A 15,597-nucleotide genomic window follows, 5' to 3' on the forward strand; every position below is an offset into this window, starting at 1 on the left:
ATGCAGTTCAGCGAATTACTGGCAGCGATTTCCACCCATGCGATCCGTCTGCAGACGGAAGAGGGCGACCTGATCGTCCTGGGCGATGACGACGCGCTGGATGACGCGCTGTGGGACCAACTGATCGCGCATAAACCCCAACTGCTTGAGTGGGTCGCGGCGCATGGCGGCGACTGGTCGAGCCCGGCTTATGGCATCACCCCGGACATGCTGCCCCTGGTCACGCTCGACCAGCCGGCCATCGACCGCATCGTCGCGGCGATCCCCGGCGGGGCGGCGAATGTGCAGGATATCTACCCCCTGGCGCCGCTTCAGGAAGGCATGCTCTACCACCATCTTCGCGCACAGCAGGGCGACCCCTACGTGCTGCACGCGCAGTTCGTGTTCGACAGCCGCGCACGTCTGAACAGCTTTGCCCAGGCGTTGCAATGGGTGATTGATCGCCACGATATCCTGCGCACGTCGATGGCCTGGGAGCGCCTCGACGAGCCGTTGCAGGTGGTGTGGCGCAAGGCAACCCTGGCCTGTGAAGAGGCGCATCTGGACGGTGCCGACCGCCTGGCGCAACTGCTCGCACGCTACGATGCGCGCACCTATCGCATGGACCTGGGCCAGGCGCCGTTGCTGCGCCTGGTGTTCGCCGACGACCCGGCCAACGAACGCGTGGTGGCGATGCTGCTGTTTCATCACACCATCCTCGATCACACCGCCCTCGATGGGGTGCGCGAGGAAATCCAGTTGTACCTCGCCGGCAATCAGGCGCAGGCCGCGCCGCCGGTAGCGTTTCGCAGCTATATCGCCCAGGTGCGCCAGGGTGTGAGCGAGCAGGCCCACGAAGCCTTCTTCCGCGACATGCTCGCCGACATCGACGAGCCGACGTTGCCCTTCGGCCTGCGGGACGTGCAGGGCGATGGCCTTGGCATCGACGAAGCGCGCCTGCCGGTTGAGCATGCCCTCAGCCTGCGCCTGCGCAGCCTGGCACGTCCGTTGGGCGTGGGTGTGGCAAGCCTGATGCACCTGGCGCTGGCCCGGGTGCTGGGGGTGGTCTCCGGCCGGGAGTCGGTGGTGTTCGGCACCGTGATGCTCGGCCGCATGGGCGCGGGCGAGGGCGGTGAGCGCGCGTTGGGCATGTTCATCAATACCTTGCCGCTGCGCGTGGATGTCGGCGAGCAAGGCGTGCGCGCCGCGATCAAAGCCACCCACGAGCGCCTCACCACCTTGCTTGAGCACGAGCACGCCTCCCTGGCGCTGGCCCAGCGTTGCAGCGGCGTAGCGGCGCCTGCACCGCTGTTCAGTGCGATGCTCAATTACCGTCACAGCGCCGCCAGCGACATGCACGCGGTGATCGACGTGGCCGAAGGCATCCAGGTGCTCGGCGCCGAAGAGCGCACCAACTACCCGCTGACGGTCAACGTCGATGACCTGGGTGAAGACTTTGCGCTGACGGTGATGGTCGATGCGTCCATCAGCGCGCAACGCGTGGCCGGTTATCTGCACACGGCGCTGGAAAGTCTGGCCGATGCGCTTGAACAGCGACCGGATATGCCGCTCAGCGGCCTGAACATCCTGCCTGACTCCGAACGCCATACCTTGCTGCACCGCCTGAACCAAAGCTCAGTAAACCAAAGTTCAGTAAACCAAAGCTCCGTAAACCAAAGCCCCGCGCACTACGCCGACACCGTCCTGATCCACCAGCAAGTCGAAGCCCACGCCGCCACCCGCCCCGACGCGATTGCCGTGCGTTTCGAACAACGCTGCCTGACCTACCGTGAACTCAACGAACGCGCCAACCAGGTCGCCCATGCGCTGCTGGCCCAGGGCGTGCGCCCCGACGCGCGCGTGGCGATCTGCGTGGAGCGCGGCCCGCAGATGATCATCGGCCTGCTCGGCATCCTCAAGGCCGGTGCCGGTTATGTGCCGATCGACCCGGCGTACCCGCAGGAACGCATCGCCTACACCCTGGGCGACAGCGCGCCGGTGGCGGTGCTGGTGCAAGCCGACACCCGGCACTTGGTGGGCAACCTGGCGCAGATCGACCTCGACGCCCTGCACCAACAGGCCACGGTCAATCCGTGCCTGCACCTGAGCCCGGCCAACCTGGCCTATGTCATCTACACCTCCGGTTCCACCGGCCAGCCCAAGGGCGTGATGATCGAACACCGCCAGGTGGCGCGCCTGTTCAGCGCCACCCAGCACTGGTTCGGCTTCAACCAGCACGACGTGTGGGCGCTGTTCCATTCCTTCGCGTTCGACTTTTCCGTGTGGGAAATCTGGGGCGCGCTGATGCACGGCGGTCAGTTGCTGATCGTGCCGCAATTGGTCAGCCGTTCACCGGATGAGTGCTACGCGCTGCTCTGCGAAGCCTCGGTCAGCATCCTCAACCAGACGCCGAGTGCGTTCCGCCAGTTGATCGCGGCCCAGGGCAACAGCGACCAGGCGCATTCGTTGCGCCAGGTGATTTTCGGCGGCGAGGCGCTGGAACCGGGCATGCTCAAGCCCTGGTATGCACGGGCGGTGAATGCCGGTACGCAACTGGTGAACATGTACGGCATCACCGAAACCACCGTGCACGTGACCTACCGCGCGCTGGAAGCGGCCGATGCGCAGTTGGTCGGCGTAAGCCCGATTGGCGTGCGCATTCCGGACTTGCAGTTGTACATCCTTGACGCACAGCGCGAGCCGCTGCCGTTCGGTGTGGTCGGTGAGCTGTATGTGGGCGGCGCCGGGGTGGCGCGCGGTTATCTGAACCGTGACGCGCTCAACGCCGAACGCTTCCTGCACGACCCGGCCACCGGCCTGCGCATGTACAAGACCGGCGACCTTGGCCGCTTGTCGGCCGACGGCAGCGTCGAGTACCTGGGGCGCAACGACGACCAAGTGAAGATCCGCGGTTTCCGTATCGAACTGGGTGAAATCCAGGCCCACCTGGCCACCGCCAACGGCGTGCGCGACGCCGTGGTGATTGCCCGGGAGGACACCCCCGGCGACAAACGCCTGGTGGCCTACGTAATTGCCGACGGCGCGCCCACTGCGGCCGCCTTGCGCGACCATTTGCTGCAGAGCCTGGCCGATTACATGGTGCCCGCTGCCTTTGTGCTGCTGGAGCGGTTCCCGCTGACCACCAACGGCAAACTCGACCGCAAGGCCTTGCCCGCACCTGATACCGACGCGTTGGCCCGGCGCGGTTATGCACCGCCCCAGGGCGTGGTGGAAACCACCATCGCCACGCTCTGGCAGGACTTGCTCAAGGTCGACCGCGTGGGGCGCGAGGATAATTTCTTCGAGCTCGGCGGCCACTCGCTGTTGGCGGTCAAGCTGATCGAGCGCATGCGCCAGGTAGACTTGAGCGCCGATGTGCGCGTGCTGTTCGGCCAGCCGACCTTGGCGGCACTGGCGGCGGCGGTCGGCGGGCACCACGAAGTGCAGGTGCCGGCCAATCTCATTGAAGAACACAGCGCGGCCATCACCCCGGACATGCTGCCCCTGGTCGACCTCGACCAGGTCGCCATCGACCACATCATCCAGGCGATACCCGGCGGCATCGCCAATGTGCAGGACATCTATGGCCTGGCGCCGTTGCAGGCCGGGATTCTCTACCATCACCTGGCAACCGCAGAGGGCGACCCCTACGTGTTGCAGGTGCAGTTCAGTTTCGCTGACCAGACGGCGGTGGACGGGTTTGTCCAGGCGCTGCACAGCGTGATCGAGCGCAACGACATCCTGCGCACCGCGATCCTCTGGGAAGGCCTGGATGAACCGGTGCAGGTGGTGCTGCGCCAGGCACCGCTGGCGGTCGAGCGGGTCGAGGTCACGGGCGACGATGCCCTGGCGTCTCTGCAACAGCGCTTCGACCCTCGTCACTATCGCCTGGACCTGTCACGCGCGTCGCTGATGCGCCTGGCGTACAGCGAGGAAGCGGGGCGCCTGGTCGGCATCCTGCTGTTGCACCATATCCTGCTCGACCACACCGCCCTGCACGTGCTGGTGCAAGAGATGAGCGCCAGCCTGTGCGGCAACAGCGCGCAGTTGCCCGACGCGGTGCAGTACCGCAACTACGTGGCCCAGGCGCGCCTGGGTGTGAGTCAGGCGCAGCACGAAGCTTTCTTCAGCGAGATGCTCGGCGATATCGACGAGCCAACCCTGGCCTTCGGCTTGCAGGATGTGAATGGCGACGGCAGCGGCATCGTCGAAGCCCATCTGCCGCTGGAGTCGGGGCTGAGCCTGGCCCTGCGCGAACAGGCGCGGCAATTGGGCGTGAGTGCCGCGAGCCTGGTGCACCTGGCCTGGGCGCAGGTGCTGAGCCAGGTGTCCGGCCAGCGCGACGTGGTGTTCGGCACCGTGTTGCTGGGACGCATGCAGGGCGGCGAGGGCGCCGATCGGGCGCTGGGGATGTTCATCAACACCTTGCCGCTGCGGGTCAGCCTCGGCGCCACGGGCGTGCAGGCCGGTGTGCGCGCCACCCACGCACGCCTGGCGCAATTGCTCGGTCACGAACATGCCTCGTTGTCCCTGGCCCAGCGCTGCAGTGGCGTGCCGGCGTCGTTGCCGCTGTTCAGTACCTTGCTCAACTATCGCCACAGCGCACCGGATGAAGCACCGGGTGACAGCCCGTTCGCCGCGTCCGGCATCCAGGTACTCAGCTCCGAAGAGCGCAGCAACTACCCGCTGGTGCTCAACGTCGATGACCTGGGCGCAGGCTTCGCCCTCACCGTGCAAGGCATTGCCACGCTGGACGTGCAGCGCGTGGCGGACTACATGCTCACCGCGCTGCGCCACCTGGTGACGGCCCTGCAACAGGCGCCGACCACCGCGCTGCAAACGCTGTCGATCATACCGCCGGTAGAGCGCCAGCAACTGCTGGTGGAGTTCAACGCCAGTCGCCGCGACTACCCGGCGCATTTGAGCGTCGCCCAGCTGTTCGAAGCCCAGGCGCTGGCACGGCCTGAAGCAGTGGCGGTGGTGCAGGGCAAGCTGTCCTTGAGTTACCGCGACCTCAATCGCCGCGCCAATCGCCTGGCCCACTACCTGATCGGCCAGGGCGTGCAGTCCGGCGAGCCGGTGGCCCTGGCGCTGCCGCGCGGCATCGACCTGGTGGTCAGCCAAGTGGCCGTGCTCAAGTGCGCGGCGGTGTACGTGCCGCTGGACGTCAATGCGCCGGCCGAACGCCAGGCCTTCATGGTGCAGGACAGCGGCGCCCGCCTGGTGCTGGACGACCTGGCCGGGCTGAACCTCGACGGGCTGCCGGCGGAAAACCCCGAGCGCGAACAGTCCGCCGACAGCGTGGCCTACATCATGTACACCTCCGGTTCCACCGGCACGCCCAAAGGCGTACTGGTACCCCAGCGCGGCATTACCCGGCTGGTGATCAATAACGGCTACGCCGACTTCAATGCCCAGGACCGCGTGGCCTTTGCGTCGAACCCGGCGTTCGATGCGAGCACCATGGACGTGTGGGGCGCGCTGCTCAACGGTGGGCAGGTGCTGGTGATCGACCACGCCACCTTGCTCGACCCGCAGGCATTCGGCGCCGAGCTGGCGGGTGCCACGGTGTTGTTCGTCACCACCGCGCTGTTCAACCAGTATGTGCAACTGATCCCCGAGGCACTGGCTGGCCTGCGCATTTTGCTGTGCGGCGGCGAGCGCGCCGACCCGGCCGCCTTCCGCAGCCTGCTGGCCCAGGCACCGGCACTGCGCCTGGTGCATTGCTATGGCCCGACCGAAACCACCACCTACGCCACCACCTACGAAGTGCGCGCACTTGCCGATGACGTGGAGAGCGTGCCGGTGGGGCGGCCCATTTCCAATACGCAGATCTATGTGCTGGACGCGCAGTTGCAGCCGGTGCCCCTGGGCATCACTGGCGAAATCTGCATTGGCGGCGATGGCGTGGCCAAGGGCTATTTGAACCGCCCGGACCTGAGCGCCGAAAAGTTCGTGCACGACCCGTTTTCCGAACAGCCCCACGCCTTGATGTACCGCACGGGTGATCTTGGGCGTTGGTCGGTGGACGGCTTGCTCGAATGCCTTGGGCGTAACGACGACCAAGTGAAAATCCGTGGTTTCCGTATCGAGCTGGGCGAGATCGAGGCGCGTCTGGCGAGCTGCGCGGGCATCCGCGACGTCGCCGTGCTGGCCCGTGAGGACGTGCCGGGGGACAAGCGCCTGGTGGCCTATTTCACTTGGGCCGACGCCGCGCTGGGCATCGATGAGGTACACGCCCACCTGCAAGGCCTGCTTCCCGACTACATGTTGCCCTCGGCCTATATGCCGCTGGCCCATTTACCCTTGACCAACAACGGCAAGCTCGACCGCAAGGCCTTGCCCGCGCCAGACCCGCAGGCCCTGCTCAGTCGTGCCTACGAGGCCCCCCAGGGCGAGGTGGAAACCCTGCTGGCACAGATCTGGCAGGACGTGCTCAAGCTCGAGCGCGTCGGCCGGCATGATCATTTCTTTGAACTGGGCGGGCATTCGTTGCTGGCCGTCAGCCTGATCGAGCGCATGCGCCGCGTCGGCCTGAGCGCCGATGTGCGCGTGCTGTTCAGCCAGCCTAGCCTCGCGGCATTGGCGGCGGCGGTGGGCAGCGGGCGCGAAATCGTGGTGCCGGCCAATGGCATCCCGGCAGGTTGCACGCACATCACCCCGTCGATGCTGAGCCTGGTGCAACTCGACGCGGCCGCCATTGAACGCATCGTGGCCAACGTGCCGGGCGGTGCGGCGAACGTGCAGGATATCTACCCGCTGGCGCCGTTGCAGGAAGGCATCCTCTATCACCACATCAGCGCCGAACAGGGCGACCCGTACCTGCTGCAATCGCGCATGGCGTTCGACAGCCTTGAGCGCTTGCACGCTTTCATGGGCGCGCTGCAACAGGTGGTGGCGCGCCACGACATTCTGCGCACCGGGGTGGTCTGGGAAGGCCTGGACAGCCCGGTGCAAGTGGTGTGGCGCCAGGCGCAGCTGGTGGTGCAGGCCGTCAGCCTGGACCCGGCCGACGGCGGCATCATCGAACAACTGCATGCGCGCTTCGATGCGCGGCACTACCGGCTGGACATCACCCAGGCGCCGCTGCTGCGCATGGTCTACGCCCAGGACCCGGCCAATCAGCGTGTCGCGGCGATCCTGCTGTTCCACCACCTGGCCCTGGACCATACCGCCATGGAAGTGGTGGGCCAGGAGATGCGTGCCTTCATGCTGGATCAGGCCGATGACTTGCCCGAAGCCGCGCCGTTTCGCAACTACGTGGCCCAGGCGCGCCTGGGGGTCAGCGTGGCCGAGCATGAGCAGTTCTTCCGCGACATGCTCGCCGATGTCGACGAGCCGACGTTGCCGTTCGGCTTGCACGATGTGCAGGGTGACGGCCGCAGCATCGAAGAAGCCGAACGGCAGCTGCCGGCCGAGCTGGCGCAGCGGGTGCGCGAGCAGGCACGCCACTTGGGCGTCAGCGCCGCGAGCCTGATGCACCTGGCCTGGGCACAGGTGCTGGGGCTGGTGTCCGGGCGCGACGACGTGGTGTTCGGCACCGTCCTGATGGGCCGCATGCAGGCCGGCGATGGTGCGGACCGCGCCCTGGGCATGTTCATCAACACCTTGCCGCTGCGGGTCGATGTGGCGGCCGCTGCCGCCGACGCGGTCAAGGCCACCCATGCACGCTTGAGCGCCTTGCTCGGGCATGAACATGCCTCCCTGGCCCTGGCCCAGCGTTGCAGTGGGGTGGCGACGGCCACGCCGCTGTTCAGCGCCTTGCTCAATTACCGCCACAGCAGCCCCGGCGAAATGGCCCGCGACGGTCAGGGGATCTGGGAGGGCGTACAGCTGCTCGGCGGCGAAGAGCGCAGCAACTATCCGCTGACCCTGAGTGTGGATGACCTGGGCGAAGGCTTTGCTCTCGCTGTGCTGGCGTTGCCGCAGATCGGCGCCCAGCGCCTGTGCGACTACATGCACAACGCCGTGGCGCAGTTGGTCGACGCCCTGGAAAACGCGCCGGACACCCGCTTGCACCACCTGCCGATTCTGCCGACGGCGGAACGCGACACGCTGCTGCGCGAATTCAACGCCACCGCCCATGACTTCCCGCGCGGGCACACCCTGCACGGCGCCTTTGAAGTCCAGGCCGAGCGTCAGCCCGAGGCCATTGCGGTGATGCAGGACGGAGTGGCGCTGACCTATCAGCAGCTCAATCAACGCGCCAACCAACTGGCCCATCACCTGCTCGGGCTTGGCGTGCAGCCGGATGACCGCGTGGCGATCTGCTGCCGTCGCGGCCCGCAGATGCTGGTGGGCCTGCTCGGCATTCTCAAGGCCGGCGCGGGCTATGTGCCGATCGACCCGGCGTACCCGGCGGAGCGGATCGCCTACCTGTTGCAGGACAGCGCACCGGTGGCGGTACTCTCGCAAGCCTGCACCCGCGACCTGCTCGGCGGCGTCGCCAGTGTCGACCTGCACGACCCCGGCTTGCAGCAATACCCTGTGAGCAATCCGCAACTGGGCGCACTGACCCCGGCGCACCTGGCCTACGTCATCTACACCTCCGGTTCCACCGGCCAGCCCAAGGGCGTGATGGTGGAGCATCACCACGTGGAAAACCTCGTGCATTGGCACTGCGAGGCCTTCGGCCTGCGGGCTGCCAGCCATACCAGCAGCGTCGCCGGTTTCGGTTTCGATGCGCTGGCCTGGGAAGTCTGGCCGGCGCTGTGCGTGGGCGCGACCCTGCACCTGCCGCCCGCCGAGGTGGGCAATGAAAACATCGACGAACTGTTGGCCTGGTGGCTGGCGCAGCCGCTGGACGTGAGCTTTCTGCCCACCCCGGTGGCCGAGTACGCCTTCAGCCTGAACCTGCAACACCCGACCTTGCGCATGCTGCTGATCGGTGGCGACCGCCTGCGCCAGTTCAGCCAGGAACGACGGTTTGCCCTGATCAATAACTACGGCCCCACCGAAGCCACGGTGGTCGCCACTTCCGGGCGTGTGCGTGCCGGGCAGCCTTTGCATATCGGCCGGCCTGTGGCCAATGCCACCAGCTACGTGCTGGATGCGCACCTGCGTCCGGTGCCGGTGGGCGTGGCCGGTGAGCTGTATGTGGGGGGCCGCGGCGTGGCGCGCGGTTACCTGAATCGCCCGGACCTGACCGCCGAGCGCTTCCTGCAAGACCCGTTCAACCCCGGGCGCATGTACCGCACCGGCGACCTGGTGCGCTGGCTGCCCGATGGCAACCTGGAATACCTGGGGCGCAACGATGACCAGGTCAAACTACGCGGCGTGCGGGTTGAACTGGGCGAAATCGAAAGCCGCCTGGCCGCGCTCGACGGCGTCGCGGAAGCGGTAGTGCTGGTGCGCGAAGGCCGCTTGATCGCCTGGTTCACCGAACGCCAGGCGCTGTCGATCGACACGCTGCGCGCGCAACTGCAGGCGCAACTGCCCGAGGCCCTGGTGCCGGTGGCCTACGTGAAACTTGCGGCCTTACCCCTGACCGCCAACGGCAAGCTGGACCGCAAGGCTTTGCCGGCCCCCGATCAAGCCGCGCTGCTGACCCGTGACTACGAAGCGCCCCAGGGCGAAGTGGAAACCCGCCTGGCGCGGATCTGGGCCGACGTGCTGCAGGTGGAGCAGGTGGGGCGCCATGACCACTTCTTCGAACTGGGCGGGCATTCATTGCTGGCCGTCAGCCTGATCGAGCGCATGCGCCAGGTCGGCCTGAGCGCCGATGTGCGCGTGCTGTTCAGCCAGCCGACCCTGGCCGCGCTGGCCGCCGCCGTGGGCAGTGGTCGCGAAGTGCAGGTGCCGGCCAACCGTATTCCTGACGGCTGCCAACGCATCACGGCGGACATGCTGTCGCTGGTGACGCTGGAGCAATCGACGCTGGATCAGGTGATCGATCAAGTGCCCGGCGGCGCCGCCAATGTGCAGGATATCTATCCGCTGGCGCCGTTGCAGGAAGGCATTTTCTACCATCACATCAGCGCCGAGCGGGGCGACCCGTACCTGCTGCAATCGCACCTGGCGTTTGACAGCCTTGAACGCCTGGACGCCTTTGCCCAGGCGCTGCAGCAGGTGATCGATCGCCACGATATCCTGCGCACCGCAGTGGTCTGGGAGGGCCTGGTGCAACCGCTGCAAGTGGTGTGGCGCAAGGCTGAACTGGCCGTGCAATGCGTATCGCTGCAAGGCAACGTCATCGAGCAGTTGCACCAGCGTTTCGACCCGCGCCATTACCGGCTGCCGATGTCCCAGGCGCCGCTGATCCGCCTGGTGTATGCCGAGGACCCCGGTCAGCAGCGGGTCGTTGCGATTTTGCTGTTCCACCATATTGCCCTTGATCACACGGCACTCGACAGCGTACGTCAGGAGATGCAAGCCAGTTTGCTCGGGCAGCCCCGGATCGCTGAAGCAGCCATTCCTTACCGCAACTATGTGGCTCAGGCGCGCCTGGGCGTCGAAGAGCACGAACATGAAGCGTTCTTTGGCCAGATGCTGGGAGACATCGACGAGCCGACGCTCCCGTTCGGCTTGCAGGACGTCCAAGGTGACGGCAGTGCAATCGAAGAGGTGCAGCAGAGCCTGGCCCCGGCCTTCAGCCAGCGTCTGAGGGCGCAGGCCCGCCTCTCGGGTGTCAGCGCCGCCAGTCTGTTTCATCTGGCGTGGGCCCGGGTGCTGGCCAGCACCAGCAGCCAGCACCGCGTGGTCTTCGGCACGGTACTGCTCGGCCGTATGCAGGGGGGCAAAGGCAGCGACCGTGCACTGGGGATGTTCATCAACACCTTGCCATTGCGCGTGGATATTGATGAGACCGGTGTACGCGCGGCCGTCAAGCGCACCCATGAGCGCCTGACGGCACTGCTCGGCCATGAACATGCCTCCCTGGCTCTGGCCCAGCGTTGCAGTGGCGTCGCCGCGCCGTTGCCGTTGTTCAGTGCAGTGCTCAATTACCGCCACAGCGCCAGCCAGGAGGCGACGGTGTCGCAGGCATGGCAAGGGATTCACACCCTGGCCAGTGAAGAACGCACCAATTACCCCTTGACCTTGAACGTCGATGACCAGCGCGAGGGTTTCCGCCTGACCGTCATGACCCCCGCGCACATTGGAGCGCAACGCGTCTGCGGTTATATGCAGACGGCGTTGCTTGGGCTGGTCGAGGCGCTGGAACAGGCGCCGCACCTGCCGATCAGCCGCGTGTCGATCCTGGGGCAGCAGGAGCGCGAGACACTGTTGCACGGCTTCAACGCGACCGCAGTCGATTACAACCTTGACCAGACCTTGCACGGCTTGTTCGAGGCGCAGGTCTTACGCACGCCGGATGCCGAGGCCGTGAAAGCGGGGGATCAACGCCTGAGCTATCGGCAACTCAACGAGCGGGCCAACCGTCTGGCTCATCACCTGCGTGAACTGGGCGTACGGCCCGAGTCGCGGGTTGGGGTGTGCCTGGAGCGTGGCCTGGACATGGTCATCGGCTTGTTCGCCATCCTCAAGGCCGGCGGCGGTTATGTTCCGCTCGACCCGGCCTATCCCCACGAGCGCCTCGCCTACATGCTGCACGACAGCGCACCGGTGGTGGTGCTGGCCCACGGCGCAACCCGCGCCTTGCTCGGTGATATACCCACCCTTGATCTGGACTGCGACACCTGGCAGCACCAGCCGAGCACCAATCCCAGCGTGCCGGAGCTTACCGCCCGGCATCAGGCTTATGTGATCTACACCTCCGGCTCCACCGGCCAACCCAAGGGGGTCATTAATGAACATGCCGGGGTGGTCAACCGCCTGCTGTGGATGCAGGACGCGTATGGCCTCAACGCGCAGGATGCGGTGTTGCAAAAAACGCCCTTCAGCTTCGACGTGTCGGTGTGGGAGTTCTTCTGGCCGCTGATGACCGGCGCCCGCCTGGTCATGGCACGTCCGGGCGGCCACAAGGACCCGGCGTATCTGTGTGAAGTGATTGAGGCGCAGCGCATCACCACGCTGCACTTTGTGCCGTCGATGCTCGACGTATTCCTGGCCCACGGCGATGTCAGCCAGGCCGCCGGGCTGGTGCGCGTGATCTGCAGCGGTGAAGCGCTGCCGGGCAGCCTGGTGCGACGCTTCAAGCAGCAACTGCCGGGCATCGGGTTGTACAACCTGTATGGCCCGACCGAAGCCGCAGTGGATGTGACCGCATGGAACTGCGCACGCAGCGACGTGCCGGACAACACGCCGATCGGCAAGCCGATTGCCAACACACGCATGTACGTGCTGGACGCCCAATTGCAGCCGGTGCCGCTGGGGGTGGTCGGTGAGCTGTTCATCGGTGGCGTGCAGGTGGCGCGGGGGTATCTCAACCGTGCGCAGCTGACCGCCGAACGCTTCCTTGAGGACCCGTTCAGCGCGGGCCGGATGTACCGCACGGGTGACCTTGGCCGCTACCTGCCGGACGGCAATCTCGAGTACCTGGGCCGCAACGATGACCAGGTGAAAATTCGCGGCCTGCGCATCGAATTGGGGGAAATCCAGGCGCGACTGATCGACCATCCAGCGGTGAAAGATGCCGTGGTCGTGGCCTGCGAAGATCGCCTGGTCGCCTACTACACCGGCGCGGCCACCGCCATCGACGCCCTGCGCAGCCAGCTCTTGCAGCACCTGCCGGACTTCATGGTGCCCGCGTTGTTCATGCACCTCGACGCGCTGCCCCTGAGCCCCAATGGCAAGCTCGACCGCAAGGCGCTGCCGGCCCCGGGTACGGCGTCGTTGAGTGTGCGTGAGTACGAAGCGCCCGAAGGCGACTGCGAAATACTGTTGGCCCGACTCTGGGCCGAGCTGCTGAAGGTGGAGCGAGTAGGGCGCCATGACAATTTCTTTGAACTGGGCGGGCATTCGCTGCTCGCCGTGAGCTTGATCGGGCGCTTGCGCCAGGAAGGCATGGAAGCCGATGTGCGAGGGCTGTTCGAGCAACCGACCCTGGCCGGCTACGCCGCAATGACCGAACGAATGGAGATCGTCCTGTGAACATCCAACAATTGCTGGCAACCCTGAAAACGAAGGATGTGCAACTGGCGCTCAAAGGCGAGCAACTGTCCGTACAAGGCAACAAGCAAGCCTTGAGCGACCCGGCGATCCTCGCTGCGTTGCGCGAACACAAGCCGGCCCTGATCGAACGGATCAAGGCGGGTGAATACTCGGCCGGCAAAGCCGGTGAGGTGCAAGTACCGGCCAACGGCATCGCCCCGGGCGCCGAGCGCATCACCCCGGCCATGTTGACCCTGTCCACCCTCAGCCAGGACGAGATCGAGCGGATCGTCGCCACCGTCGAGGGCGGGGTGGCGAATATCCAGGACATCTACCCGCTGGCGCCGTTGCAGGAAGGCATTCTCTACCACCACGCGAGCACGGAGCAGGGTGACCCGTACATCATGCAGTCGCAGTTCGCCTTCGACAGCCTGGCGCGCTTCGAGCAGTTTGCCAACGCCTTGCAGAGCGTCGTGGATCGGCACGATATCCTGCGTACCGGCGTGGTTTGGGAAAGCCTCGAACAGCCCTCGCAAGTGGTCTGGCGCCAGGCCCGGTTACCGGTGCAAGCCCTTGAGCTGGACCCGGCTGAGGGCGATATCGCAGAGCAGTTGCGCCAGCTGTTCGATGTTCGCCATTACCGCCTGGACGTGACCCAGGCGCCGATGTTGCGCCTGGTGCGCACCTGGGACGAACCCGGCCAGCGCGTGGTGGCAATGCTGCTGTTTCATCATATGGCCCTGGACCACAGCGCGCTGGACGTGGTGCGCCATGAACTGCAGGCGCTGTTGCAAGGCCGTGGCGAACAATTGGGCCAGCCCATCCCGTTTCGCAATTACGTGGCGCAGGCGCGACTGGGCGTCAGCGAGCAGGAGCACGAGGCGTTTTTCCGTCAGATGCTCAGCGATATCTGCGAGCCGACCTTGCCTTTCGGTCTGCAGGATGTGCAGGGCGACGGCCGCGATATCGTCGAAGCGGACCTGCCGCTGTCGGCAGCGCTCAATCAACGTGTACGCGAGCAGGCACGCCATCTGGGCGTAAGCGCGGCGAGCGTGTTCCATATGGCCTGGGCCCAAGTGCTGAGTGTGTTGGCAGGCAAGCAAAGCGTGGTGTTCGGTACGGTGTTGATGGGGCGCATGCAGGGCGGTCAGCAGACCGACAGAGCACTGGGGATTTTCATCAATACGTTGCCGTTTCGTGTGGACGTCGGTCATGCGGATGTGCGCACCGGCATCAGGGACACCCATGCACGGCTGACGACGTTGCTGCGCCATGAGCATGCCCCTTTGGCGTTGGCGCAGCGCTGCAGTGGGGTGACTGCGCCCACGCCACTGTTCAGTGCGTTGCTCAATTACCGGCACAGTGGTTCCGGCAATCAGGCCGAGGCGGTGGCGGCATGGAACGGCATCGAAATGTTGAGCTCGCAGGAGCGTACCAACTACCCGCTGACGCTGAGCGTGGATGACCTGGGCGATAGCTTCATCTTGCGTTTGCTCGCCTGCACCCAGGTCGACCCGCACCGCGTCTGCGCCTACCTGCAAACCGCACTGGAAAACCTGATAAGCGCCCTGGAGCAGGCCCCGCACACCGCGCTCAACCAGCTGCCGGTGGTGCCGCTGGCCGAGCAGCGCCTGTTGCTCGAGCAGTTCAACGCAACCCAGGCGGTGTTCCCTCAGGGCAGCACCTTGCACGCGCGCATCGAGGCCCAGGCCGCGCTGACCCCGGATGCCATCGCGGCGGTGTGCCTGGACCGCACGCTGAGCTACGCCGAACTCAATCAGCAAGCCAACCTGCTGGCCCATCACCTGCTGGCGCTGGGGGTCAAGCCCGATGACCGCGTGGCCATCGTCGCACGCCGTGGCCTGGACACCCTGGCCGGGTTGCTGGCGATCCTCAAGGCCGGCGCCTGCTACGTGCCGGTGGACCCGTCCCACCCGGCCGAGCGCCTGAACTACCTGCTCAGCGACAGCGCCCCGGTGGCCGTGCTGACCCAGCACGCGTTGCTCGAGCGCCTGCCGGAGCTGGAGGTGCCGGTGATCAACCTGGACCGCTACACCTGGCACCACCACGCGGCGAGCAATCCCGAGGTGGCCATGACGGCGTCGAACCTGGCCTATGTGATCTACACCTCCGGCTCCACCGGCCTGCCCAAAGGGGTGATGGTGGAGCATCACACCGTGGCCAACCTGGTGGACTGGCATTGCAGCGCCTTCGACCTGCGCGCCGGGCGGCATACCGCCAGCGTGGCCGGTTTCGGCTTTGATGCGATGGCCTGGGAAGTGTGGCCGGCGCTGTGCGCGGGCGCCACCCTGCACCTGCCGCCGGCCCACGACGGCGCTGAAGACATCGACGCGCTGCTCGCCTGGTGGTGCGCGCAACCGCTGGACGTGTGCTTCCTGCCGACACCGGTGGCCGAGTACGCCTTCAGCCAGAACATCGAGCACCCGACCCTGCGCACGCTGCTGATCGGCGGCGATCGCCTGCGCCATTTCGGGCGGGCGCAGCGCTTCGAGCTGATCAACAACTATGGCCCCACCGAAGCCACGGTGGTCGCCACCGCCGGCAAGATCGAGGCGGGCCAGCCGTTGCATATCGGCAAGCCCATCGCCAATGCCAGGGTCTACCTGC

Annotated in this window: 2 protein-coding genes (1 of these 2 only partly in view); both read left to right on the forward strand. The window is 66.1% G+C overall.

The window, feature by feature from the left end:
- Positions 1-12,969, forward strand: coding sequence for a non-ribosomal peptide synthetase (locus J1G34_RS03920; RefSeq protein ID WP_222993382.1), 12,969 nt, complete (start codon positions 1-3; stop codon positions 12,967-12,969).
- Positions 12,966-15,597: the 5' end (the start) of a non-ribosomal peptide synthetase gene (locus J1G34_RS03925; protein WP_222993384.1), read on the forward strand. 11,840 nt of this gene lie beyond the right edge of the window; 2,632 of the gene's 14,472 nt are visible here — the first part of the coding sequence; the start codon lies at positions 12,966-12,968; its stop codon lies off the right edge, out of view. Before J1G34_RS03920 ends, J1G34_RS03925 begins: the two co-directional genes overlap by 4 nt.

The sequence above is a fragment of the Pseudomonas sp. Wu6 genome, assembly GCF_019891515.1.
GTDB lineage: Bacteria > Pseudomonadota > Gammaproteobacteria > Pseudomonadales > Pseudomonadaceae > Aquipseudomonas > Aquipseudomonas orientalis_A.

Excerpts from the sequence above, each read along its gene's own strand:
- J1G34_RS03920 (WP_222993382.1), top strand. The coding sequence starts at position 1 with ATGCAGTTCAGCGAATTACTGGCAGCGATTTCCACCCATGCGATCCGT.